Annotated in this window: 22 protein-coding genes and 1 riboswitch; of the genes, 9 read left to right on the forward strand and 13 right to left on the reverse strand. The window is 62.0% G+C overall.

The window, feature by feature from the left end; genetic code table 11:
• Positions 1-77 precede the first annotated feature (77 nt).
• The 6 genes from ACQZ6J_RS12835 to ACQZ6J_RS12860 all read right to left on the reverse strand — a co-directional run bounded on the left by ACQZ6J_RS12835 (position 78) and on the right by ACQZ6J_RS12860 (position 8,219).
• A complete protein-coding gene (locus ACQZ6J_RS12835) occupies positions 78-1,667 on the reverse strand; it encodes an ABC transporter substrate-binding protein (protein WP_163985337.1) in 1,590 nt (529 codons plus the stop codon).
• Positions 1,668-1,794: 127 nt separating this feature from the next.
• On the reverse strand, positions 1,795-2,577 hold the full coding sequence (locus ACQZ6J_RS12840) for a carnitinyl-CoA dehydratase (protein ID WP_449084323.1): 783 nt from the start codon (positions 2,575-2,577) through the stop codon (positions 1,795-1,797).
• 6 nt (positions 2,578-2,583) lie between these two features.
• Entirely contained in the window at positions 2,584-4,641 is a 2,058-nt protein-coding gene (locus ACQZ6J_RS12845) for an acetate--CoA ligase family protein (protein WP_449084324.1), read from the reverse strand.
• Between the two features lie 4 nt (positions 4,642-4,645).
• Positions 4,646-5,806, reverse strand: a complete 1,161-nt coding sequence (locus ACQZ6J_RS12850; RefSeq protein ID WP_449084325.1) for an acyl-CoA dehydrogenase family protein — start codon at positions 5,804-5,806, stop codon at positions 4,646-4,648.
• A 12-nt stretch (positions 5,807-5,818) separates the two neighbouring features.
• Complete coding sequence (locus tag ACQZ6J_RS12855) at positions 5,819-7,309, reverse strand: carnitine 3-dehydrogenase (protein ID WP_449084326.1); 1,491 nt, start codon at positions 7,307-7,309, stop codon at positions 5,819-5,821.
• 7 nt (positions 7,310-7,316) lie between these two features.
• Complete coding sequence (locus ACQZ6J_RS12860) at positions 7,317-8,219, reverse strand: beta-keto acid cleavage family enzyme (protein WP_163985332.1); 903 nt, start codon at positions 8,217-8,219, stop codon at positions 7,317-7,319.
• Between the two features lie 106 nt (positions 8,220-8,325).
• Here ACQZ6J_RS12860 and ACQZ6J_RS12865 point away from each other — a divergent pair, with 106 nt between their 5' ends.
• A complete protein-coding gene (locus ACQZ6J_RS12865; protein WP_449084327.1) occupies positions 8,326-9,318 on the forward strand; it encodes a GlxA family transcriptional regulator in 993 nt (330 codons plus the stop codon).
• Here the strand turns inward: ACQZ6J_RS12865 and ACQZ6J_RS12870 are convergent.
• A complete protein-coding gene (locus tag ACQZ6J_RS12870; RefSeq protein WP_163985330.1) occupies positions 9,293-10,168 on the reverse strand; it encodes a LysR substrate-binding domain-containing protein in 876 nt (291 codons plus the stop codon). The genes ACQZ6J_RS12865 and ACQZ6J_RS12870 overlap by 26 nt on opposite strands.
• Positions 10,169-10,274: 106 nt before the next feature.
• On the opposite strand from ACQZ6J_RS12870, the gene ACQZ6J_RS12875 reads away from it, so the two are divergent.
• Both ACQZ6J_RS12875 and ACQZ6J_RS12880 read left to right on the forward strand, forming a co-directional pair.
• Positions 10,275-11,192, forward strand: coding sequence for a DMT family transporter (locus tag ACQZ6J_RS12875; protein WP_449084328.1), 918 nt, complete (start codon positions 10,275-10,277; stop codon positions 11,190-11,192).
• A 66-nt stretch (positions 11,193-11,258) separates the two neighbouring features.
• A complete protein-coding gene (locus ACQZ6J_RS12880; protein ID WP_449084329.1) occupies positions 11,259-13,301 on the forward strand; it encodes an oxidoreductase in 2,043 nt (680 codons plus the stop codon).
• 115 nt (positions 13,302-13,416) lie between these two features.
• Here the strand turns inward: ACQZ6J_RS12880 and dhaL are convergent, their stop codons facing one another.
• Positions 13,417-14,061, reverse strand: a complete 645-nt coding sequence (gene dhaL, locus ACQZ6J_RS12885; protein WP_449084330.1) for a dihydroxyacetone kinase subunit DhaL — start codon at positions 14,059-14,061, stop codon at positions 13,417-13,419.
• A complete protein-coding gene (locus ACQZ6J_RS12890) occupies positions 14,061-15,077 on the reverse strand; it encodes a dihydroxyacetone kinase subunit DhaK (protein WP_449084331.1) in 1,017 nt (338 codons plus the stop codon). The genes dhaL and ACQZ6J_RS12890 overlap by 1 nt, the downstream gene beginning before the upstream one ends.
• Before the next feature lie 300 nt (positions 15,078-15,377).
• On the opposite strand from ACQZ6J_RS12890, the gene ACQZ6J_RS12895 reads away from it, so the two are divergent.
• The 3 genes from ACQZ6J_RS12895 (at position 15,378) to ACQZ6J_RS12905 (ending at position 17,473) form a co-directional block, all read left to right on the forward strand.
• Positions 15,378-16,082 (forward strand): transcriptional regulator NanR, encoded by a 705-nt coding sequence (locus ACQZ6J_RS12895; RefSeq protein ID WP_449084332.1) that lies wholly within the window; start codon positions 15,378-15,380, stop codon positions 16,080-16,082.
• A gap of 106 nt (positions 16,083-16,188) precedes the next feature.
• Positions 16,189-16,401 (forward strand): hypothetical protein, encoded by a 213-nt coding sequence (locus ACQZ6J_RS12900; protein WP_163985324.1) that lies wholly within the window; start codon positions 16,189-16,191, stop codon positions 16,399-16,401.
• A 199-nt stretch (positions 16,402-16,600) separates the two neighbouring features.
• Positions 16,601-17,473: an undecaprenyl-diphosphate phosphatase gene (locus tag ACQZ6J_RS12905; RefSeq protein WP_449084333.1), complete on the forward strand. Its 873-nt coding sequence runs from the start codon at positions 16,601-16,603 to the stop codon at positions 17,471-17,473.
• Between the two features lie 79 nt (positions 17,474-17,552).
• Here ACQZ6J_RS12905 and ACQZ6J_RS12910 read toward each other — a convergent pair whose 3' ends face one another.
• From ACQZ6J_RS12910 to thiM, 4 genes are read right to left on the reverse strand one after another with little or no spacing between them, the layout of a single operon-like run.
• Entirely contained in the window at positions 17,553-18,317 is a 765-nt protein-coding gene (locus tag ACQZ6J_RS12910) for a 3-oxoacyl-ACP reductase (protein ID WP_449084334.1), read from the reverse strand.
• Positions 18,314-19,135 (reverse strand): bifunctional hydroxymethylpyrimidine kinase/phosphomethylpyrimidine kinase, encoded by an 822-nt coding sequence (thiD, locus tag ACQZ6J_RS12915; protein ID WP_449084335.1) that lies wholly within the window; start codon positions 19,133-19,135, stop codon positions 18,314-18,316. Before thiD ends, ACQZ6J_RS12910 begins: the two co-directional genes overlap by 4 nt.
• On the reverse strand, positions 19,132-19,767 hold the full coding sequence (thiE, locus tag ACQZ6J_RS12920) for a thiamine phosphate synthase (RefSeq protein ID WP_163985320.1): 636 nt from the start codon (positions 19,765-19,767) through the stop codon (positions 19,132-19,134). Before thiE ends, thiD begins: the two co-directional genes overlap by 4 nt.
• Complete coding sequence (gene thiM, locus ACQZ6J_RS12925; protein WP_449084336.1) at positions 19,764-20,567, reverse strand: hydroxyethylthiazole kinase; 804 nt, start codon at positions 20,565-20,567, stop codon at positions 19,764-19,766. Before thiM ends, thiE begins: the two co-directional genes overlap by 4 nt.
• Positions 20,568-20,617: 50 nt before the next feature.
• Positions 20,618-20,714: riboswitch (TPP riboswitch) on the reverse strand.
• A gap of 229 nt (positions 20,715-20,943) precedes the next feature.
• On the opposite strand from thiM, the gene ACQZ6J_RS12930 reads away from it, so the two are divergent.
• The 3 genes from ACQZ6J_RS12930 to ACQZ6J_RS12940 all read left to right on the forward strand — a co-directional run bounded on the left by ACQZ6J_RS12930 (position 20,944) and on the right by ACQZ6J_RS12940 (position 24,386).
• The gene (locus ACQZ6J_RS12930) at positions 20,944-21,090 is read left to right on the forward strand and encodes a DUF1127 domain-containing protein (RefSeq protein WP_015342994.1); all 147 of its coding nucleotides are present in this window, start codon (positions 20,944-20,946) and stop codon (positions 21,088-21,090) included.
• A gap of 582 nt (positions 21,091-21,672) precedes the next feature.
• Complete coding sequence (yghU, locus tag ACQZ6J_RS12935; protein WP_163985318.1) at positions 21,673-22,548, forward strand: glutathione-dependent disulfide-bond oxidoreductase; 876 nt, start codon at positions 21,673-21,675, stop codon at positions 22,546-22,548.
• 230 nt (positions 22,549-22,778) lie between these two features.
• Complete coding sequence (locus tag ACQZ6J_RS12940) at positions 22,779-24,386, forward strand: hypothetical protein (protein WP_449084337.1); 1,608 nt, start codon at positions 22,779-22,781, stop codon at positions 24,384-24,386.
• The last annotated feature ends 11 nt before the right edge of the window (positions 24,387-24,397 follow it).

The raw sequence follows: 24,397 nt of genomic DNA on the forward strand, positions 1-24,397 counted from the left end.
ACGTCGGGGGGACCGCGAAAGGCTTCCGCGGCCCCGGCTTCGTCAGAGATGAGGGCGTTTTCGCCCGGCTTGAGGCATCAGGCGTCCAACCAGACGCGGGTGGCGACGTAACCGTTCGACATGTCGTTGCCGATATCGTGGACATAACCCTTCACATGCTTGGTGGAGGCGTTCACGAAATCGTTGAACATCGGCAGGATGACGCCGCCTTCGTCGCGCACCATCATCGCCATGGCGCGGTAGAGCTCCTTGCGCTTGGCTTCGTCCAGTTCGGAGCGGGCCTGAAGCAGAAGCTTGTCGAAGTCCGGGCGCTTGAAGCGGGTGTCATTCCAGTCCGCTGTCGACAGATAGGCGGTGGAATACATCTGGTCCTGCGTCGGTCTTCCGCCCCAGTAGGATGTGGAAAAGGGTTGGACGTTCCAGACGTTGGTCCAGTAGCCGTCGCCCGGCTCGCGCTTGACCTCGATCTCGATCCCGGCCTTCTTGCAGCTTTCCTGATAGAGAACGGCCGCATCGACGGCGCCGGGGAAGGCGACTTCCGAGGTGCGCAGCAATACCGAGCCGCTGTGGCCGGACTTCTTGTAGTGGAAGGCGGCCTTGTCGGGGTCGTAGGCGCGCTGCTCTATGCCTTCGGGGAAGAGGGCGTAGGTGTTGTTGATCGGGAAATCATTGCCGACCTTGCCGTAGCCGCCAAGGATCTTCTTGACCATGGTCTCGCGGTCCATGGCGTATTTCAGCGCCAGGCGAAGATCATTGTTGTCGAAGGGCGCCTTGTCGCAATGCATGATGAAGACGTAGTGGCCTCGGCCGGCTGTCGACAGGATATCGACGGTCGGCGCGCGCTTCAGAAGATCGACGGTCTTCGGGTCGACGCGGTTGATGTAATGGACCTGGCCGGACGATAGCGCGGCGATACGAGCCGTCGCATCGTTCATCGTGATGATCTCGACGCTATCGACAAAGCCGCGGTCGGTGCGCCAGTCGTCCTTGTTGCGCTCGAACGTGGCGCGCACGCCGGGCTCGAAGCTGACCATCTTGTAGGGACCGGTGCCGATCGAGGCGAGAGGATCGTCATTGCCGCCATTCGGCTGGATGACGAGGTGATAGTCGGTCAAGAGCAACGGCATGTCGGCGTTGCCCTCGGTCAGCGTCAGGACGAGGTTGTCGCCATCGGCCTTGATTTCCTTGATCGACTTCATCACGCCGAGCGCGCCGGATTCCGATTTCGAATCGGTATGGCGCTTGAGAGTGGCGACGACGTCGTCGATCGTCAGTTCCTTGCCGTTATGGAACTTGACGCCCTTGCGGATCTTGAAGGTCCAGGTGGCTGCGTCCTTCGACGGCTCCCAGGATTCGGCCAGCGCGGGAACGGCGGCGCCGGTCAGCGGGTGGGATTCCACCAGCATGTCGCCCCAGCAGCGGCCGATGCAGAACATGACCTGAGACAGGAATTTCGCCGGATCCTTGGAATCGGTTGCAGCACCGCCTTCGAGGCCGAGCTTCAGATGACCGCCGCGCTTCGGTTCGGCTGCCATCGCACTTTCGGTAAAGAGTTTGTCGGCGAGCGTCAAAGTCACGCCGGCCGCCATTGCGCGTCCCATGAATTCGCGGCGGCTGAGGCCGCCCGCAGTGACGCGGCCTGCCAGATATTTCGTATAGTCGTTCATTCCCCTGTTCCTTCTTCTTGCCGTGTTGACAAAATTCCCGGGCAAGCCACTTCAGGTCTCGGTTCCTCTTCCGCCTGAAGCCTGTTGCCCGCGACATGCGGGAAGATGTTGCGGTTGCCGCCGCCTTTTACTTTCCTTTCCAGATTGGGGCTCGCTTCTCCGCGAAAGCCCTTGCGCCTTCCAATTGATCCTCGCTCGAATAGAGCGCATCGACCGTCGCAAACTGCCGTTTGGTGATCTTGTTCATGGCAGTCTGAAACGTCGAACCCTCCGCTTCGCGAACGATTTCCTTGATCGCGGCATAGACGAGCGGTGGCCCGCTTGCGAGCAGGCGGGCAAGATCCCATGCCCTGTCCAGAAGCTTGTCGGCCATGACGATTTCGTTGACGAAACCCCAGCGATGGGCCTCTTCGACATTGAGCCAGCGGCCGGTCAGCAGCATGTCCATGGCGATGTGATAGGGGATGCGCTTCGGCAGCTTGATCGATGCGGCATCGGCGACGGTGCCCGAGCGGATCTCCGGCAGCGCGAAAGTCGCGTGGGCGGCGGCGATGATGAGATCGGCCGAAAGTGCGATCTCAAGGCCGCCGCCGCAACAGATGCCGTTGACGGCGCAGATGACCGGCTTGTTGAGATCGCGCAGCTCCTGCAGGCCGCCGAAGCCCCCGACACCATAGTCGCCGTCGACCGCATCGCCATCAGCCGCAGCCTTCAGATCCCAGCCGGCGGAAAAGAATTTTTCGCCCGCGCCGGTGACGATGGCGACGCGCAGGTACGGATCGTCGCGGAAATCGCGAAAGATCAGCCCCATCTTGCGGCTGGTCGCCAGGTCGATGGCATTCGCCTTGGGCCGGTCGATGATGACTTCGAGGATGCCGTCCTCGCATCGGGTACGAATGGGGTCTTGCAACTTCTGCTACCTCCTTCGCCGAATGAGAGCATCCGCAGCAACGACGCCGCGAGATTCAGGTAGGACCATCAATGGATTAATGTCTAGTTCTTCAAGCTGTGCGGCATTCTTTACGACATATTCTGCCGCTGATACGACGGCATCGGCCACGATATCGAGGCTGCTGCCAGCATTGCCGCGGAATCCTTCGATCAATTTGCGGACCTTCAGCCGCGAAATGCCGTCCAGGACCTCGGCTTTCGTGACCGGAAGCGGCAAAACGATAGAATCTTCAAGCAATTCCACGAGAATCCCGCCCGCTCCGACCGTCAGGGTCAAGCCGACGACCGGATCGCGGACCGCGCCGACGATCAGCTCCGCGAGAGGGCGGTCAATCATGCGCTCGACGAGAAATCCATGCGCGACATGGGCCATGCCTTCGGCAGCATCTCTGACGGCATTCCTATCGCACAGGTTGAGCTTGACGGCGCCGACATCGGATTTGTGCGAGACGCCGAGCGCCTTGAGCACCACCGGGAAGCCGAGTTGTTCCGCGCATTCGGCGGCATCGCTCGCCGTGGCGGCGGTTTTGCCGCGCGGGACGATAAGGCCTGCGGCTGCGAGCTCGGCCTTTGCCGCAGCCTCGCTCAGCGTCTCCATCTCGCCCATGCGGGCCGGCGTGCTGAGAAGCGGCAATGGCTGCTGCCTTTTCCAGGCGTCGGCGATACGGCAGGCGATTTCAGCCGCCACAAGCGCCTCGCTGATGCCGCAGAGCGGCACGATGCCGTTTTCGATCAGTTGCTGCGCGATTGTTTCCGGCATGTTCTCGGGCAGCGTCGCCAGAATGCCGGCGCGCGCGCCGGTCTGCTCGGCGGCCGCGGCAACGGCCGAAACGGTGATCATCCAGTCCGCGCCGTCGCATCGATCCTCGCGCGGGAAGTCGAGGACGAGCAGATTGAGCGCATAGCCGCCGGCGAACATGGCACTGAAAGCCTCGGTCTGCCGCGCCAGATCGCCCCAGACGAAGGTGTGGTAGTCGAGCGGATTGGAAAGCGTCACCATCTGGCCGAGGCTTGCGCGCAGCGCCGGCAATTGCTCGGGCTTCAGGGCACGAAACTCGACATTCCGGCCGACGGCGGCGTCGGCCATCAGCGACGCCTCGCCGCCCGAACAGCTCATCGAGGAGATCGCATTGCTTTCGAGCGGACCCGCGACATGCAGGAGCTTCAGCGTCTCGATCAGCTCCGGCAAGGTCGAAACGCGACCGATGCCGAGGCGATCGAAAACGGCGTCGGCAACGGCGTCGCTGCCGGCAAGGGAGGCCGTGTGGGATACGGTTGCGCGCTGCGCCTGTTCGGATTTGCCGACTTTCAGGGCAATGACGGGTTTCTTGAGCTCCCTGGCGCGCGTTGCCAGCGCCTCCAGCGCCCGGATATTACCGAAGCCTTCGATATGCAGGCCGACTGCGGTGACGCGAGGATCTTCGAGAACCGCACAGGCAAGATCCGACAAGCCGATCTGCGCCTGATTGCCCGCCGTCATCAGATAGCCGATGGGCAGGCCGCGCCTCTGCATGCTGAGATTGATAGCGATGTTGGAGGATTGGGTGAGGATCGCAACACCGCGCTCCGTGCGCACGATGCCATGCTGGTCAGGCCAGAGCAGGGCGCCGTCGAGGCCGTTGATCACGCCATAGCAGTTGGGGCCGACGATCGGCATGGCGCCGGCCGCCTCGACCAGGGCTCGCTGCAAATCCGCCCCGTCGGTCAGTTCCGCAACCGCCTCGCTGAAGCCCGAGGCGTAGCAGACGGCGCCGCCGGCGCCTTTGGCGGAAAGTTCCCGCACGATATCGACGGTGAGCGTCCGGTTGACGCCGACGAAGGCGGCGTCCGGCGCATCCGGCAGCTCGGCGACCGACCGATAGCAGCGGCGGCCGAGCACGCTTTCCTGTGTCGGGTGCACCGGCCAGATCTTGCCGGCAAACCCCATGAGATCGCATTGTTCGATGACCCGCCGCGCCTCGCGACCGCCGAAGACGGCGATCGTTCTGGGTCTGATGAGGCGGTCGAGCGAGTGTTGCGTCATGGGCTCATGCTCCGAACGGACGAAGCAGGTCGCGGCTGATGATGTGCCGCTGGATTTCCGAGGTGCCGTCCCATATGCGCTCGACGCGGGCGTCGCGCCAGAAGCGGGCAAGCGGGAGATCGTCCATCAATCCCATGCCGCCGAAGATCTGGATCGCTTCGTCGGTGACGCGTGCGAGCATCTCGGAGGCGTAGAGCTTGGCCGACGCGATCTCGCGATTGGCCGGGATGCCGGCATCCAGTTTCCAGGCAGCGGACAGCGTCAGAAGGTCGGCGGCGTCGATCTCGGTAATCATGTCGGCAAGCTTGAACGACACGCCCTGATTGGCGCCGATCGGCTTGCCGAACTGCTTGCGCTCGGCGGCATAGGGCAGGGCGAGATCGAAGACGCGGCGCGCCCGGCCGACGCAGGTGGCAGCGACCGTCAGGCGCGTGCCATAGAGCCATTGATTGGCAAGATCGAAGCCGCGATGCACTTCGCCGAGCACCTGCGATTTCGGCAGTCGGCAGTCGGTGAAGTTCAGGATGCAGTTGTGATAGCCGCGGTGAGAAACCGAGTCATAGCCTTTCAGGATATCGAAGCCCGGCGTGCCGCGATCGACCAGGAAAGCGGTGATCTTCTTCTTGACGCCTCTGTGGGTATCTTCCTCGCCGGTTGCGGCAAAGACGATGACGAAATCGGCGACGTCGGCGTGCGAAATGAAATGCTTCGTGCCGTTGAGCACGAAATCATCGCCATCCTGTCGCGCCACGCATTTCATGCCGCGCATGTCGGAGCCGGCATCCGGCTCGGTGATGGCAAGCGCATCGATCCTTTCCCCGCGTACCGCCGGCAGGAGATAGCGCTCGCGCTGTTCGCCCTCGCAGGCCATCAGGATGCCGGAGGGACGCCCAAAGAAGACCGTGAGCGCCATCGAGCCGCGGCCGAGCTCGCGTTCGACGAGCGTGAAGGTCAGATGATCGAGGCCGGCGCCGCCGATTTCCTCGGGAAAGCTGCAGGCATAGAAGCCGAGCTCGATGCATTTGCGCCGGATCTCGTCCCCTAGGTCCGGAGGCACGATGCCGGTGCGCTCGACCTCGTTCTCGTGCGGATAGATCTCCGTCTCCACGAAGTCCCTGACCGTCTGGACGATCATCTCCTGTTCTTCGCTGAGTCCGAAATTCACGATCGCTTCCTCCTAGCGTTTTTGTCCCACATGACGGCCGGCTCCCTCCGGCACTGGCAAGGCTGTGTGCGCCGTGGCGATCGGCCTCAGTTTGCTCAGCACCTCCTCCGGTGCGGCAACGGCCTTGCCCGCCTTGGCATCGACATGCAGCAGCATCTGTTCCGCGGTCGCGATGACGTCGCCGCTCACCGTGTCGTGCAGCGCATGGAACACATGCAGCCGCTTTTCTTCGGATGCGAGGATCTGCGCGGTCGAATGGATGGCCTGTCCGAGCTTGGCTTCGCCGAGATGGCGGATATGGGTCTCCACCGTGTAATAGCTATGGCCGCGCTCGACATAATCGAGATCGACGCCGATGAGGCGCAGGAGCGCGTCCGACGTGTCGCCGAACACCTGCAGGTAGCGGTGCTCGGTCATATGGCCGTTATAGTCGACCCAAGCCGGGCTGACCTTGGTGTCGATCAGTCGTAGCGGCTTTGCAACGTCCGGCGCTTGTTTCTCGCCACCGCCGGCGGCCCAAAGCTGCTGCTCGAAATCCTTCAGCAGCTTGCCGGCGCCCCAGCCCTTGCCGCCATGGCTTCCCTTCAGGCTCTGGAGGATGCCGACGAGGTTTTCGTCGCGGATGCGCTCGAGTTCGCGGATCGACAGGCCATCGGCCTGTTCGTCCGACTGCTGGCCGATCTTTTCGACGAGGGCATCGTCGAGATCGACGACGTCCATCAGCTTCGTCCAGTTCCACTGCAATGCCGGGCCGAATTGCGCCAGGAAGTGACGCATGCCCGCTTCGCCGCCGGCGATGCGATAAGTCTGGAACAGACCCATCTGCGCCCAGCGCAGGCCGAAGGAATAGCGAATGACGTCGTCAAGCGTTTCGACGGTGCAGATATCGTCCTTGATCAGCCACAGCGCCTCGCGCCACAGCGCTTCCAGCAGGCGGTCGCCGACGAAGGCCTCGATCTCCCGGGCGATATGCACGCCCTTCATGCCGATGGGCGGCAGCCTGTCCATCGCCGCCTGGATGGTTGCAGCACTGGTCTTTTCGCCGCCGACGATTTCGACCAGCGGCAGGAGATAGACGGGGTTATAGGGATGGGCGACGAAGAGGCGCTCGGGGTGGCGCATGTCGCGTTGCAGATCTGTCGGCAGCAGGCCCGAAGTGGACGAGCCGATCAGGGCATCCGGCCGGGCAGCCGCGTCGATCTGCGTCAGGACGTTGCGCTTGAGGTCCAGCCGCTCTGGCACGCTTTCCTGTATCCAGTCGGCACCGTCGACGGCCGCTTCCAGCGTGTCCCGGAATGTGAGCTTGCCGCGCGGCGGAAGCGGCGCGCCGGTCAGCATCGCATAGGCTTTTTCGGCATTGGCGAGCACCTCGCCGACGATGCGCTTTGCCTCCGGATGCGGGTCGTAGACATCGACATCGATGCCGGCCAGCAGAAAACGGGCGATCCATCCGCCGCCGATGACGCCGCCGCCGATGCAGGCTGCCTTGTTGATCTTGGTCATCGTGGCCTCAGCGCTTCGTCAGTTTCAGCTTCTTGCGGACGTCTTCGGGGCCGATGATGCGCGCGCCCATGCCTTCGACCACCTGTACCGCCTTTTCGACAAGCTGCGCGTTGGTCGCGAGCATGCCCTTTCCGGCGTAGAGATTGTCTTCGAGCCCGACGCGGACATTGCCACCGGCAAGGATCGCAGCTGCCGGATAGGCCATGGCGTTGCGGCCGATGGAAAAGGCCGAGAAGGTCCAGCTCTTGGGAACGTTATTGACCATCGCCATGAAGGTGTTCAGGTCGTCGGGCGCCCCCCAGGGGATGCCCATGCAGAGCTGGATGAGAACCGGGTCCTCGATGAGACCCTCCTCGGCAAGCTGCTTGGCGAACCAGAGATGACCGGTGTCGAAGGCCTCGATCTCCGGGCGCACGCCGAGATCGGTCATCTTCTTGGCCATGGCCCTCAGCATCGAGGGCGTGTTGGTCATGACATAATCGCCGAGGCTGAAGTTCATCGTGCCGCAATCGAGCGTGCAGATCTCAGGCAGGCATTCGGCAACGTGGCTGACGCGTTCGGACGCACCGGCCATGTCGGTGCCTCTGTCGTTCAGAGGCAACGGGCGTTCGACATCGCCGAAAATCAGGTCGCCGCCCATGCCGGCGGTCAGGTTCAGCACCACATCGACATCGGCCGAACGGATCCGGTCCGTGACTTCCCTGTAGAGTTCGTTGCGGCGGCTGGCAGCGCCCGTTTCCGGATCGCGGACATGGCAGTGAACCACTGCCGCCCCAGCCTTGGCGGCGTCGATCGCGGAGTCCGCGATCTGCTTGGGAGTGATCGGAACATGGCTGGATTTGGAAACCGTGTCGCCGGCGCCGGTCACGGCACAGGTGATGAAAACATCTCTGTTCATCGCAAGAGGCATTTTTGTTCTCCCTCGTATTAAGGACATTACGAGCCATGAGACGCCTTCATGCTTTGCATTATCGGAAGCATATAATACAGTTTCGGAAAGACCGAAGGAATGCGCGATGCTCACTTCCGCCAACGAGACGCTCGACATCGACCTCCTGATCCTTCCGGAGACGAACCTGATTCTGATTGCTTCGGTCATCGAACCGTTGCGCGGGGCCAACCGTATTTCCGGAGCCGAGCTCTATCGCTGGCGTCTCTTCACGCCGGATGGTTCGCCGGCGGAAACGACCAGCCTTATCCCAGTGCCAGCCTCCTCCAGTTTCAAACCGACATCGGACACGACACCGCTTTTCGTGCTTGCCAGCTACAATTGGCGGCGCAGCGCCACGCAGGCGTTGAAGATGCAATTGTCGCAAACCGCACGCCACCGTTCGATGGTCGCCGGCATCGAGTCCGGCACCTGGCTGCTTGCCGAAGCGAGCCTGCTGGACAACATTTCGGCCGCCGTTCACTGGGAGGATTTCGACGATTTTGGGCTTGCCTATCCGCAGGTACGCGCCGTCAAGGACCGTTTCGTGATCGACGGCAAGCGCATCACCACCGCCGGCTCGCTGCCGACTGTCGATCTCATGCTGGAGATCATCCGCCGGCGGCAGGGCTACTCGCTGGCACTGGAGGTCAGCCGCCTGTTCATCTACGAGCCGGCCAGCACGCAGAGCGTGGCGGAGCTTTCGCCATCCACGGCCGGCCTGCGGATGCGGGATCCGCGGGTTGCCCAGGCGATCCGTCTGATGGAAGACCACATCGAGCAGCCGCTGGTTCTCACCCGCCTGGCGCGGCGCATCGGCGTCAGTGCGCGCCACCTGCAGGCGTTGTTCCAGGAGAGCATCGGCGCGCCGCCGCATGTGCACTACCTGGCGCTGAGGCTCAATGCGGCGCGGCGCAAGGTCATCGAGACCAAGGCTTCCTTTGCCGAGATCGCGGCCGCGACCGGCTTCAATTCTGCATCGGCATTTTCGCGCAGCTACCGGGCAAGCTTTTCCGAAAGCCCCTCCGGCACGCGCCGCAGGCTACGCCGACGCCCTACGGCTGCAGCAGAGCCGACATAGGCTGGAAGGCTTCGCGCACCATGTCCGCCAGCTCGCGGATCGCCTCGCTCGAATGATAGGGATTGCGGCGAAGCACGACGCGCGAGGAATCGACCGGCGGAAACCCGTCGTCGCTCGTCAATTCCCGGCAGCCATGCGGAATGTTGCTGCGCGAGAGCGTCGTCACGGCAAGCCCGGCGGAAACGGCATTTTTCAAGCCCGAACTCGTATCGGCGATGAAGGCGATACGGTAGGCGCGGCCTTGCTGCTCCAAGGAGCGCAAGGCGAAATCGCGCGCCCATGTCGAATTCCGATAGGTTGCGATGGGCAGCGGCACGGCGTCGTGCAGCCGATGCACCATGGATGTCACCCAGACGGTGGGGTCGATACACAGGACTTCGCCTTTCGTCTGGTTGCTCCAATCGAAGACGACGGCAAGGTCCAGCTCGTCCTTCTCCAGAGCGGTCAGATTATGGGCCGTGTAGTCGCATGAGACCGTGACCTCGACGGCTGGATGCCGGATGGCAAAGGCGGCCAGCGCCGCCGGAAGTACGGTCTGGCTATATTCTTCCGGAATCCCGATCCGAACCGGACCATCCAGAGGCTTGGTGCGGATGGTCGCCGCAGCCTCGTTCAGGAGTTCGATCACCCTCTGCGCATAGGGGAGCAGCTGGTTGCCGGCGCGTGTCAACACGGCTCCCCGAGCGCTTCTTTCAAACACGGCTTCGCCGATGGTTTCCTCGAGCCGCTTTATCTGGGCACTTACCGCCGACTGCGTCCGGCCGATCCTTTGCGCCGCGGCCGAAAAATTGGACGTCTCGGTGATGACGAGAAAGGTCCGCAGCAGGTCGCTTTCGATGGGTTCGCGCATGAAGGGTCACAAATATTTCCGATAGCTACTATCTCTACTATTCGTTTGCCTGATGTCAAATATCGGCGCACACAGGGAACATTCCTTCTGTTCCTGAGTCCATTACATGACATTCCAGTTACCGGCCCGCTCCGCTTTTGCCAGCGATTACGAGAGGGGCGTCATACTTGTGGCTACGGCGATGCTTGCGTGGAGCTGCAGCGGCATCTACGCACGCCTTCTGACCACGGACATATGGACGGCGATCGCCTGGCGCTCGCTGTTCGGCGGCCTGTTCCTGCTGATACCCAGCTTTTTCCTCGAAGGTGGGTTTTCGCGGCGGCAATGGGCATCGATCTTCCATCCGGCCGGTCTGGCGATGCTGGCCTGCCAGATGATAAGTCAGGCCTGCTTCATCGGCGCGCTCTACATGACCACGGTTGCAAATGTGACCATGATCTACGCGACGGCGCCATTTATCGCGGCGTTTCTCAGCTGGGCCATGCTGAAGGAGCGTGTGGCGAAGCGGACATTGATTGCCGGTGGCGTCTGTCTCATCGGCGTCGCCGTCATCGTGGCCTCGTCGATCGGCGGCGGCACGGGTGTCGGCGATCTGCTCGCGCTCGGCATGACGATCACCTTCGCGCTGATCATCGTCATCCCGCGCATGGATCGCAGCATTCCGATCCTGCCCTCGAGCGTCGTCAGCGGGCTGCTGACATTCGTGATCTTCGTGCCCTTCGCTTCGACAAGTTCGGTAGACCTTCAGAACTGGCTTCTGCTTGCCGCTTTCGGGGCGACGAATTTCGCGCTGGCCTTTGTTCTTTTCCTTTTTGGGTCGAGAAAGATGCCCGCTGCGGACGCCGCGCTCATCAGCTCGATGGAAATCGTGCTGACGCCATTCTGGGTCTGGCTCTTCTTCTCCGAGACTCCGCCCGTGGCGACATTCGTCGGTGGTGCGATCATCTTCGCGACGATCGTCTGGCATACCGCCATCGACCTCAGGCACGGTCGCCGCGCTCGCGTCCAACTCAACGAGCTATAGCCATAAGCTCCCATCTCGGCAAAGATGACGGCTTGGCCTCGATTTCACAAAAGCGATGAAAGCGTCATGACCTCCAACGATCCCTTGCTCCAGCCCTATCAGCTCAAGCACCTGACGCTGAAGAACCGCATCATGTCGACGGCGCATGAGCCGGCCTATTCGGAAGGCGGCATGCCGACGGACCGATACAGGCTCTATCATCGCGAAAAAGCCAAGGGCGGCATCGCGCTGACCATGACGGCGGGGTCTGCGGTCGTTTCGCCGGATTCTCCGCCGGCCTTCGGCAACCTCCATGCCTATCGCGACGAGATCGTGCCCTGGCTGAAGAAGCTTGCGGACGACTGTCACGAGTTCGGCGCCGCGGTCATGATCCAATTGACCCATCTCGGCCGCCGCACGGGATGGAACAAGGGTGACTGGTTGCCTGTGCTGGCGCCGTCGCCGATCCGCGAACCGGCGCATCGGGCTTTCCCGAAGACGGCGGAAGACTGGGACATCGAACGCATCATCGCCGATTTCGCCGCCGCCGCCCAGCGCATGCAGGCCGCCGGCCTCGACGGTATCGAGATCGAAGCCTATGGCCATCTGACCGACGGTTTCTGGTCGCCGGCCACGAACAGGCGGGATGACGAATTCGGCGGTTCGCTGGAAAACCGCATGCGCTTCTCGAGGATGATGACCCAAGCCATTCGCAAGGCGGTCGGGCCGGATTTCATCGTCGGCATGCGCATGGTGGCGGACGAGGATTGGGAAAAGGGGCTTTCGCGGGAAGAAGGTGTCGAGATCGCCAGGCGGCTGGTTGCATCGGGCAATATCGATTTTCTCAACATCATTCGCGGCCATATTGAAAGCGACGCGGCGCTCAACAACGTCATTCCGATCCAGGGCATGGCGTCGGCACCGCATCTGGACTTTGCCGGCGAGGTGAGGGCGGCGACGAAGTTTCCCGTCTTCCACGCGGCCCGCATCGGCGATGTCGCCACAGCGCGCCATGCGATCGCGGAAGGCAAGCTCGACATGGTTGGCATGACGCGCGCCCATATTGCCGACCCGCATATCGTCAGCAAGGTGATGTCCGGACAGGAAGCCCATATTCGCCCCTGTGTGGGAGCAACCTACTGTCTCGACCGCATCTATGAGGGCGGCGAAGCGCTCTGTATTCACAATGCGGCAACCGGCCGCGAGGCCGAGATGCCGCACCGGATCGAGCGTGCAGTCGCGCCGCGCAAGGCCGTCGTCATCGGAGCTGGCCCTGCGGGTCTGGAGGCGGCACGCGTGCTTGCCGAGCGCGGCCACACCGTCGACGTGCTGGAGGCGAGCAGCAAGGCCGGCGGACAGGTGAATCTTTTGACCCGCAATCCGAGGCGCAAGGAGATGATCGGCATCATCGATTGGCGGCTTGCGGAGTTGGAACGTCTCGATGTCACCATTCACTACGACGTCTATGCCGGCGCCGATGAGGTGATGGCTTTCGCGCCTGATCTTGTCGTTGTGGCGACCGGCGGTATCGCGCAATCTCCTGAGCTGGAGGGGGGGGACGCGCTCGTCACCTCGTCATGGGATATTCTCGCAGGCGCGATCAAGCCCGAGGGCCAGGTCCTGCTCTACGACGACAATGGCGGGCATCCGGGCATGTCGGCCGCCGAGGTCATCGCCAACAGCGGCGCCGAACTTGAACTGGTCTCGCCGGAGCGTTTCTTTGCGCCGGAAATGGGCGGCATGAACCATGTGCCCTATGCGAAAGCCTTCGCCGAGAAGAACGTCCGTGTCACCATCAATACGCGGCTCAAATCGGTACGGCGCGACGGAAACGCCCTTGTCGCGGTTCTGGGCTCCGATTTTTCCGAGCAGACCCAATGGGAGCGTCGGGTGTCCCAGGTGGTCGTCGAGCACGGCACGATGGCCAACGACGAGCTTTACCTCGAGTTGAAACCGCTGTCGCGCAACCTCGGCGCTATCGACTATCCAGCCCTGATAGCGCGCCGTTCGCCATTGCCAGCGAAGAACGAGGCCGGCTCCTTCGATCTGATCCGCATCGGAGACGCCATCGCGAGCCGCAATATCCACGCTGCCATCTACGATGCGTTGCGCTATTGCTCGCTGCTGTGAAGTCGCCGGGTGCGTCGCTAAGCGGCCGAAAATCAACAGAAAGAGTTGAGAAAAATATATATTTCTCAGCTTCTTATATCTTTCTATTCTATTAAATTATCAGCAGCCTTGATCGCTATTCGAATGCGAAGTGGCTTTTGAAGCACGATATCACCACCACCGCCGAAGCCGCCCCCGGATCCATGTGTCCCAGGGCGCGGTCGCCAAGCCGGGATGACCTGCCTTTTGTGGCGATCATCGCCTTCGTCGCTTCTGCTCCCGCTTCGGCCGCCGCGAGGCCGGCTGCCAGACAGTCGGCGAGCGGCAAGCCCCGATTACGGGCGTCGCGGCAGGCGGCTGCGGCAGGCGCCCATGCATCGACCATCGTCTTTTCGCCGACCTCCGTCTTGCCCCGGTCCTGAATGCCCTTGGCGAAAGCCGTCATTATATCGACCATGTCGTCCTCGCTTAGCGAGGCTTTGCCCTTGGCGACGGCGCCCGCGCGCATGAGGGCCGTCGCATAGAGAGGCCCCGACGAGGCGCCCACGGCATTGAGGAAGGATTTCGCCGCCGTATTGAAGACCGCTGTCGGGTCTGCCGTTGCGGGATCCAGCTCTGAAACCGCCTTTGCGGCAGCGGCAAAACCGAGTTCCATGGCGATGCCGTGATCGGCGTCGCCGATGACGCCGTCCAGCGCGCAGAGACGATCCTTTTCGTGTGCCATCGCCTCGGCGAGCCGCGCGAAAAGTGCTTGCAGGTCTTCCGTTCCAATCGTCGTCATCACAGTGCCTCGCCGGAGCGGAACATGGCGCAATCGCAGGGATGATCGATCAGCCGCTGCAGTTCGTCGTCGAGATGCATGAGCGTGATCGAGGCGCCGGCCATTTCCAGCGATGCGCAGTAGTTGCCGACCAGGGACACATGGATGACGAGACCTGCATCGTCGAGCATCGCCTTGAGCTTGCGCATCATGATGTAAAGCTCCATCAGCGGCGTCGAACCCAGAGAATTGACGAGCACGGCAACCCGGTCGCCGCGCGCCGGCTTCATCTCGTCCAGAATCTTGCCGGCGAGCTCGCTCGTCACCTCATCCGCCGATTTCATCGGGCCGCGAGCGACGCCGGGCTCGCCATGGATGCCCATGCCGATCTCCATTTCGTCCTCGCCGATTTCGAAATTCGGCTTCCGCGTCTGCGGCAGCGAGCAGGGCGATAGCGCGACGCCCATCGTATAGGTGCGTTCATTGGCCCATCGCGCCACCCGTTCGACGTCGTCGAAACCGTACATCAGATCGCAGGCGGCGCCCGCCGCCTTGAAAATGAAGACGTTGCCGGCAACCCCGCGGCGGCGCTTCTTCTGTGCTACCGGCGCTGAGGCGATATCGTCCGTCGTGAGCACGGTGCGCACCTCGATATCGTCCATGGCAAGCATCTCGGCTGCCATGTCGAAATTCATGACGTCGCCGGCATAGTTGCCATACATGAACAGCACGCCGGCGCCGCCATCGGCGGCCTTCGCGCATTCGATGATGGGGTCTGGCGGCGGCGAGGCAAAGACATTGCCGATGGCGGCGGCATCCGCCAGCCCCTTGCCGACAAAGCCGAGAAACGTCGGCTCGTGTCCCGACCCACCGCCGATGACCAGGCCGACCTTGCCGGTCCTCGGACCATGGTTCGCCACGATCGAGCGTGGTGATCCTTCAACGGCGCGGAGGTGGCGCGGATGGGCCGCCAGGATCCCGGCCAGCATTTCATCCACGGCCGCGGCACCTTCGTTGATCAGCTTCTTTGTCTTCACGCAATTCTCCCAAATCATTACGATTGTTGCGAGTAAGATGCGCGTCTGTGAATGAAGGTCAATCCATCAACGCTGCGGGAGCCATGATATAGGCTCCGTATTTCTGGGGACTGCGCCGACGGCAGCGGAGCGGTTGGGCAGCGTGCCGCCGAGTGCGACACAAGGCTCCTCTTGCCGACAATTTGCCGCGTGACGTAGACGTTTTTTTGCTCGGCAGCCGATAACGCTTTTGTTATGGGCTTACGCTGCGGCAGGCAAAAAATGCATAAAGTGGAAAAAGCTTTGAGGAGGCGGAGTTTCATGGGGCAGCCAGTCGAGCAAATTGTCCGGCGAAAGCTATCTGATGAAGTCTTCGATCGGCTGGAACGTCTGATCACGTCGGGAGAACTCAAGCCCGGGGATGAAATGCCGTCCGAGCGTGTGCTCATGGAGCGTTTCGGTGTCGGGCGCCCGGCGATCCGGGAGGCCATGCAGGCGCTTGCCAACATGGGATTGGTCAATATTTCGCATGGCGAGCGGGCGAAAGTGCTGCAACTGACGGCGAAATCGATCTTCCGTCAGGTCGATCCGACGGCGAAGATCATGCTGTCGCAATCGTCCGATTCGCTCGAGCACCTGAAGAGCGCGCGCATCTTCTTCGAACGTGGCATGGCGCGCGAAGCGGCTCAGCGTACAAGAGAAACGGATATCCGCGAACTTCGCGAGATCATCGAGCGGCAGCGCGCGGCATTGGGCGATGCCGAGGCGTTCATTTCGGCCGACATCCAATTCCACACGCGCATCGCCCAGATTTCCGGCAATCCCATTTTCGTTGCGGTCAGCGAGGCCATGCTCGCATGGCTGAAAGCCTATCACACCGATATGCTGATCTGGGCCGGCAAGGAGAAATTCACGCTGGTCGAACATGAGGAAATCCTGGCACGTCTGGCGGAGCACGATGCCGACGGGGCGGAACAGGCGATGCTCCGGCATCTGGAACGGTCGCGCGCGCTCTACATGAAATAACAGCTGCGCCGGCAGGTCTTCCGGGGCCTGCTCGCGGACATGGCGTTCGTCCTAATTCCTCCCCAATCCTCGGTGTATCTGGCGGAATACAAATGAGGTATTCGCGATGATCAATTTCATTCATCGAAACATGGCGCTTTTTCTGGCACCCGTCCTGACGGTCGCAGCCATAACCCTGTACAATCTGACAGGCCTTCTGGTGAGGCATCATCACACTTTGGCACATGAGATTCATCGCGCGGCAGGCGCATTTGCTCTGCTCGCCGTGTTCTACGTGATCCTTCGTTACATGCAGTCATTGCCTGACGATGAGGCGTAGAAAACCGTCAAACGGGAAATCGTGACTGACAATTTCAGATAGAGTTCAGCCTGCACGGCTATATCCTCGCCCTGTCATGACGCGAAATTGGCGACGCCTTCGATAGAGGGTGCCGGTTTCGCGCTGGAAAACAGTTTCATAGCAAGTTCGTCGCACCGCTTCGGTGCAAGCCCCCATGAAGAACTGAGGATGTCAAAACGTGGCTGATGTTTGTACGCAAGGCGTGGACACGGGCTTTGTTGCCCTGGGCTATGCCAAGATCGCAATCCTGGGTGTCGTGCAGGGATTGACCGAGCTGTTGCCGGTCTCTTCGACGGCCCATATGCGCTTGGTGCCGGCCTTGCTTGGCTGGCAGGATCCGGGTTCGGCCTTTTCGGCTGCGATGCAGCTTGCCGCACTTGCCGCGATCGTCTCCTATTTCTGGAGCGACGTTCGGTACGTCACCTTCGGATCGCTCGATGCCATCAGGCAGAGGGATTGGCGCTCGCCTGCGATGCGGCTTGCTATCGCCATCGTGATCGCGACCGTGCCGATCGTCATTGCAGGCCTTCTGCTGTCGTCATCCCTGAATGCGTGCGGAACGTCGTTTCGCAGTCTCTGGGTGATCGGCATCGCCTGCCTGGTCATGGGGTTGCTTCTGGCAGCCGCGGAACTCTATAGCCGCCACAGGAAGGGCATCGAGCAGATGACGCTCATGGACGCCCTGTTCGTTGGCATCACGCAGGTCGGCGCGCTTGTTCCCGGCGTCTCGCGTTCCGGCTCGACGCTGACGGGCGCCTTGTTCCTTGGCTTGAAGCGCGAGGAAGCCGCCCGGTTTTCGTTCCTGCTCGGCCTGCCGGCCATCGCGCTCGCCGGCCTGAAGGAGCTTTTCGAGCTCTACAAGGCGCATATTCCGATGGAAGCCTGGTCGGTTCTGCTCGTCGGCTTCATTGTGGGCAGCATATCGTCCTTTATCACCATATGGGGACTTATGCATTTCCTGGAGCGCTTCTCGACCTGGCCTTTCGTCATTTACCGTATCGTACTTGGCGTCGTCATCCTGTTCGGCGTGCTGGCCATGGGCTGGGCCTAAGCGGCCAGCATCGATCCGGCGTCAAGGTTTGAACAGAGGCGCTGTCTGCCAGGCAGCGCCTCTTTCCATGATGGACCTGCTATCCGAAGACGAGGCCGCCATCGACGATGAGGTTTTGGCCGGTGACGGCGCGTGCCCAGGGGCTTGCGAAGAAGACAACCGCATCGGCCGCCTCCTCTGGCGTGGTAACGCGGCGCAACGGCGTATTCGCGGCGATGATGTCGAAGACGGCTTCCGGGGTAGCGCTGCTCGCATCCGTCGTGCGCAGGAGACCGCCGGATACCATGTTGACCGTGATTCCCAGCGGGCCGAGCTCGGCGGCAGCCGTGCGGGTGAGCGACAGCAAGGCGGCTTTGGCGGCGGTATAATCGTGATAGGGCACGACCGGATTCTGGAAAAGGTTCGTACCGATCGTGACGACCCGGCCAAAGCCGGCCTGCGCCATTGCCGGCCGTGCAGCCTGTATCAGGTTCAGCGCTCCCTGCAGGGCCGTTTCCAGCTGCAGCGCCATCTCGGCCCAGCTTAAAGCATCCAGCTTCGAACGTGCGTCGCCGTTGAAGCTGAAATCGGCCAACGCATTGTGGACGACCGTCGTCGGCGCTCCGAAATGGTCCGTCACCTCCGCGACAAGCCGCTTCGTATCTTCGAGGTCGCGAATATCGGCCTGAAACGCCTGGGCGCGTTCGCCAAGCCGTGCTGCGAGCGCCTCTGCCTGCTCACGGCTTGTGCGATAGTTGACAGCGACTTTCGCGCCTTCTCGGGCAAAGGCACTTGCGATGGCCGCACCGAGCCCGCGGCCGGCGCCCGACACGATAATGATTTGGTCCTTGATTGGCAGGCTCATTTCTTCACTCCTTCTTTGTCTGCCCATAGCGCATGAAAGTGCTGTACGGGTCCGTGGCCGCTTCCGACGGAAAGTTGACCTGCCGCCGCAACCGCGGTGGCGAGATAGGCTTTGGCGACGGCGACGGCTTCCGGCAGCGGCAAGCCCTTGGCGATCTCGGCAGCGATTGCGCTGGAAAGCGTACAACCCGTCCCATGCGTATTCTTCGTCGGCAAACGTTCGGCCTCGAACCATGTCAGGCGGCCGGAGCTTGCAAGCACATCCGGACTTTCGTCACCCTCGAGATGACCGCCCTTTACCAGCACTGCCGAGGGCCCAAGCTCGGCCAGGGCAAGTGCCTGGCGCGCCATGTCTTCCCGGCTTCGCGCTTCCGTGTCATGCAAGAGCGCCGCCGCCTCGGGCAGGTTCGGCGTGATGACCGTTGCCAGGGGCAGCAATCGGGTGGTCAGCACATCGACGGCATCGGCAGCAAGCAGCGCGGCGCCGCCCTTGGCGATCATGACAGGGTCGAGCAAGACGGGCACATCGCGATGTTGCTCCAGAATGTCGGCAACGGCTTCGGCGATCGCGGCGTTGGCGATCATGCCGATCTTGACGGCATCGACGCGGATATCGGCAAAGATTGCGTTGATCTGATCCGCCACGAATTGGGGAGGCACCGGATGAACGCCGAAGACGCCCTGCGTATTTTGCGCCGTCAAAGCCGTGAGGGCGGCCATTCCGTAAACGCCGAGGGCGGAAAAGGCTTTCAGGTCGGCCTGGATGCCGGCGCCGCCGGAAGGATCGGAGCCAGCGATGGATAGGACATTGCGGATCATCGACGGGCCTCCTTGATGGCGTTGGCGATAAAGGCCGTGGCTGCCTGCGGGTCGGGCGTGCCGCATATGGCTGAGACGACCGCAAGACCATCGGCGCCGGCCGTGAGAACATTTGCCGCGTGCTCCGCCTTGAGGCCGCCGATCGCGACCGTTGGAACCGGGCAGAGCCCGACGATACGGGCAAGACCATCAAGGCCGATCGGCTGCTTGTGGTCGGGCTTGGTCGGCGTGGCAAAAACCGGACCGACCCCGGCATAATCGACGATGCTTGCATCTATGGCGGAAGCGAGCGCCTCGGTTTCCACCGAGAGACCGAGGATCATCTCCGGGCCGATCATGCGACGGGCGTCGGCGGCATTGATATCCTCCTGCCCGATATGCAGGCCATCGGCGCCGATGGCGATGGCAGCCTCGACATTGTCGTTGACGATCAGCCGCGCATTGCTTCCATGCAGGATCTGCTTGAGGGCACGACCCGTTTCGATCATCGCTGCGGTCGGAGCATGCTTGTCGCGCAGCTGTACGATCGTGGCGCCGCCAGCGATAGCGGCACGCGTCGTCTCCACCATGCCGAGATCGGCGCATAGTATGGGATCGAGCACAAGATAGAGCGAGAGATCGAAGTCTTTCATGCTGCCGATATCCTTGCTTCGCGATCCAGCGTTTCCTGGTCGAGGTTCGCCAGCGCATCGAGGAAGCGCCAGGAAAAGGAGCCAGGACCATTCGCGCTCGTTCCTGCCTGCTCTCCGGCGACGGCGAAGACGGCGAGTGCCGCCACGGTCGCATCCAATGCCGCGTCCGGCGCCGTCGCGGCAAAGGCGCCGACAAGGCAGGTGAGGGAGCAACCGAGCGCGGTGACCTGCGGCATGAACGGCGAACCACCGGCAATGCGCCGTGCCTTCTGCCCGTCGGTCACGAAATCGGTGATCCCGGTGACAGCGACGACGCAACCGTGCCTTTCGGCCAGCTGCCGGGCGGACTCTTCCGCCTGCTCGACCGGGTCCCGGCTGTCCACGCCCTGGCCGCGGCTGGCGCCGCCGGCAAGGGCGATGATCTCCGACGCGTTGCCGCGAATGATCGTCGGCCGCAGCTCGAGCAATCGGGCGACGGCATTGCGGCGAAACGCAGTGGCATAGTGAGCGACCGGATCGAGGACCCATGGCTTGCCTGCCGCATTGGCCGACTGCGCGGCCTTCAGCATGCCGGCAAGCCAGCCGGTCGAGAGCGTGCCGATATTGATCGTCAGCGCGCCGGAGATCGCGGCAAATTCGCCCGCTTCCTCTTCGGCATGCACCATCGCCGGCGACGCGCCGGCCGCAAGCATTACATTGGCTGCGACATTCATCGCGACAAAATTGGTAATGCACTGCACCAGCGGCGGGTTGGCGCGCATGGTGTCAAGCAGCCTGCCTGTTTTGATTTGGTCTTGCATATCGCCCTTTCAGGCGGGGCGAGACGCTAAGGGACGACGAGCTATGCTTCCCGAGGTCCCGAGCGACTTCCTCCGCCAGCATGATCTGGTTCAGGTTCAAAGGGTACTTCTCAGCCCGCCGGATAGCGGACGCCCCTGTCTCTCATCTCATCCCTTGTCGCAGACAAAGACGGCGCTGTCATCAGAAAATCGCAAATGCCACGACGCTGGAGAGGTGCTGCTTGCTTTTCGGGCGACCCATGCAACAAGCGCATGGGTGCAGTGATACCTTAGCTCTGCAAAAGGCGAAGGGCTTCAGCTATATATTACTCATCGAAGCGAACGGAGCGCCAAGGACGGCAGCTCAGCTTCGAAAGCCCAAGGAAAGGGGATCATCATGAACGTAGCACGCTCTTTCAACAACTGGCGCAAGTATCGTCAGACGGTCGCCGAACTGGGCCGTATGTCCACGCGCGAACTGCACGATCTGGGTATCGATCGCGGCGAAATCCGCAACGTTGCCCGCGCAGCAATCGCTCGCTAACGGCCGCAACGGCTCCTTATAAAGCTGCTTTATGCCAGCGCCTGTTCTTCCGAGCAGGCGCTTTTGCTTTGTCCGGACCTAGCGCTTCAGTGGCCCTGTTCGCGTTGCGAAAGATAGGTGAAGCCTGCCGCTTTTCGCATAACGCATAACTGCCCTGCAAATAAATGCCTATCCAGTGAGCAAAAATCGGGTATGTTATGTCTATCGAAGCGATGCACCTCCTCCCGCATCTCTTCGCTTTGCAGCTGCCCTTCTCCTCCTCCCAGGGGCGCTGCTGGAACAGCGGAACTCCTCCTCCCATCTGCTGTTCGGTTCTTGTAGAAAGCCTGCCGCACCTCCTCCCGCGGCAGGCTTTTTCGTTTCAGGCGATATCGAGCGGATTTCCGGTGGCTCGACTCGCTCGAGACTGAGGCCCTGCATCCGGGCGCTGCAATTGCCCGCCGACGACACACCCGTCCCAGCGTGTCGAAGGGTCCCACGGCTCCTCTCGCAAAAATGAACAGCCGCCACTATGTGCGGGATATGTAGCGCGCTACATCGAAGACCTACCCTCAACTTGATTCCCGAAACAGGAGGATGCCCATGACCGGTTCTGCCGACTATACGCCGCCGAAAATCTGGACCTGGAACAAGGCCAATGGCGGCCAGTTCGCCAACATCAACCGTCCGATTGCCGGGCCGACCCATGAAAAGGAACTTCCGGTCGGTCGTCATCCCCTCCAGCTCTATTCGCTGGGAACGCCCAATGGCGTGAAAGTCACCATCATGCTCGAAGAGCTGCTGGCGCTTGGCCATAGCGGCGCGGAATATGACGCCTGGCTGATCAAGATCGGCGAAGGCGATCAGTTCGGCAGCGGTTTCGTGGACGTGAATCCCAATTCGAAGATCCCTGCCTTGCTGGACCGCAGTGGCCCGAAGCCGGTCCGCGTCTTCGAATCGGCCTCGATCCTGGTATATCTCGCCGAAAAGTTTGGCGCCTTCCTGCCGACCGAGCAGCCGGCGCGTGCGGAATGCCTGTCCTGGCTGTTTTGGCAGATGGGCAGCGCGCCCTATCTCGGCGGTGGTTTCGGTCATTTTTACGCCTACGCCCCCACCAAGATCGAATATGCGATCGACCGCTTCGCCATGGAGGTGAAGCGCCAGCTCGACGTGCTCGATCGCCGTCTGGCCGAGAGCGAATACATCGCCGGCAGCGACTACACGATCGCCGACATCGCCATCTGGCCGTGGTACGGCGGTCTTGCCAAGGGTTGGCAGTACGGTGCGGCCGAGTTCCTGCAGGTGCAGGACTACAAGAACGTTCAGCGCTGGGCCGACCAGATCTATGCACGGCCTGCCGTCAAGCGTGGCCGCATGGTCAATCGCATGTCGGGAGATCCTTCCGAACAACTGCGCGAGCGCCACGACGCCAGCGATTTCGAGACCAAGACGCAGGACAAGGTCGCAGCCGCAGGCTGACAGATAGTTTTAGCGCGCATTCTTGCGAACTCGCGGTCTCCGGGCCGCGAGTTTTTTATTGTCGCCGTAGCCGATCTCCGCTGTTTCCGGGCCTGTCTGTTTCCGGGAAAGTCAGCCTCGCTCCATCTTGCCAAGTCTAATGTCCTGCTGCCGCAAGTGTACCGCCCGGCATAGAACGCAACGCGCTCCCGCGATGCGTTTGACCCATGACGCAAGAGGAATGCTTTTCCATGCAGCAGATTGCTGGTGACCGTGCCCTGGATAAAGATGTCATCGCGGGCGCGCCGTCGCAGCAATCGGGCGAGGGGCGAGAGATGCTTTTGAAGCACCTGATTTCGGGTGGTGACGAACGATTGGATTGCGATGCGGCCAGCGGACTGAACATGTACGGTTATGGTCCTGCGCCCCGCCCAAGGGACCTTGCGTTCGGATCCTCGACGGCGTCGACGATTTCTGCGGCCGCCTTTGCCGAGGTTGCCACCTATTATGATGGCCTGATCCGCGACATGGAAGCCGGCCAGGCGGCCGCGATCTACGAGCGTGAGCTTAGACATGTGCGCTCTGACCTGCTGCGTTTGCTTGGGCTGAACCAGCGGGCCGAACAGCCGCATGTCGATGCCATTCTGGCGACATCGGGCACCGACATTCATCTCTTCGCCGCCTCGCTTCTGGCGCGCGAGGACGATCGGGCCTTGATGACCATCACGCTCATGGGCAATGAAACGGGAAGCGGCGTCATGACCGCCGCCTCCGGCCGGCATTTCATGGGCAGGGTCAGCAGCGACCGCGCGGTCGCCAAGGGCGAGGAACTGCGAGCCGGCGATGCAACGCGCAACGCAACCATTGCCGTTCGCAACAAGGACGGCTCCCTTCGCGCCGACAGCGAGATCGAAGACGAATTGCGCGGCCTGATCGAGCTTGGCCGCGCCGCGGGGCTGAGATGCCTGCTCGTCGTGACCGACGTTTCCAAGACAAGCCTGTTGGCGCCAAGCCTGGAAAGCGTGTTGCGTCTCAAGGCGCGTTTCGGCGGCATCCTCGATATCATGATCGATGCCTGCCAGTTCCGCCTGTCGGCAGCGACGATCCGCGCCTACCTTGCGCACGGCTTCATGGTGGCGCTAACGGGCTCCAAGTTTTTGGCGGGGCCGATTTTCAGCGGCGCGCTCCTCTGCCCGCCGCAAATGTCGGAGCGTTTCAGAAACCGCCCTCTGCCGGTGGCTCTGGCCGACTATTGCGGAAAGGCGGAATGGCCGGAGGATTGGGTGGCGCGTGAAACGCTGTCCGAGCGCGCCAATTTCGGCTTGCTCCTGCGCTGGAAGGCGGCCCTGTTCGAGCTCGAAGCCTTTGCCGCAATTCCGGAGGAGCAGATCGTTGCAGTCCTCTCCACCTTCGCCGAGGCTGTGACCACGCGGCTTGCCGGCGATCCTGCTTTTCTATCGCTGGACAGCCGGCCGCTCGATCGGCACTGCCTCTGGGGCGCGTCGGCGATCCGCCATTGGGACGAAATTCCGTCGATCTTCTCGTTCTATCTGCGCAATGCCAATGATATCGGCCTGTTGAACGCAGGCGAGACCGCGGCCGTCTACAAGGAACTGGCCGTCGAGGACGATGGATTTGCGGCGGTGCGCCTCGGCCAACCCGTGCGATGTGCCGACTTCGGCGATGTGCCGGCAAGCGCTCTCAGAATCTGCCTGAGCGCGCCGCTGGTCGTCCGTGCTTGCAAGAGTGCCGAAGCGCTTGCCAGCCTCATCGACCAGGCCATGATCGTACTCGACCGGACGGCTGAGATCGCGGCCCGGCATTCTTCCGCCTCTGCCGCGCGGCTTGCGAGTGCATAGCGTGTTTCCGC

The organism is Rhizobium sp. A37_96, from assembly GCF_053521765.1.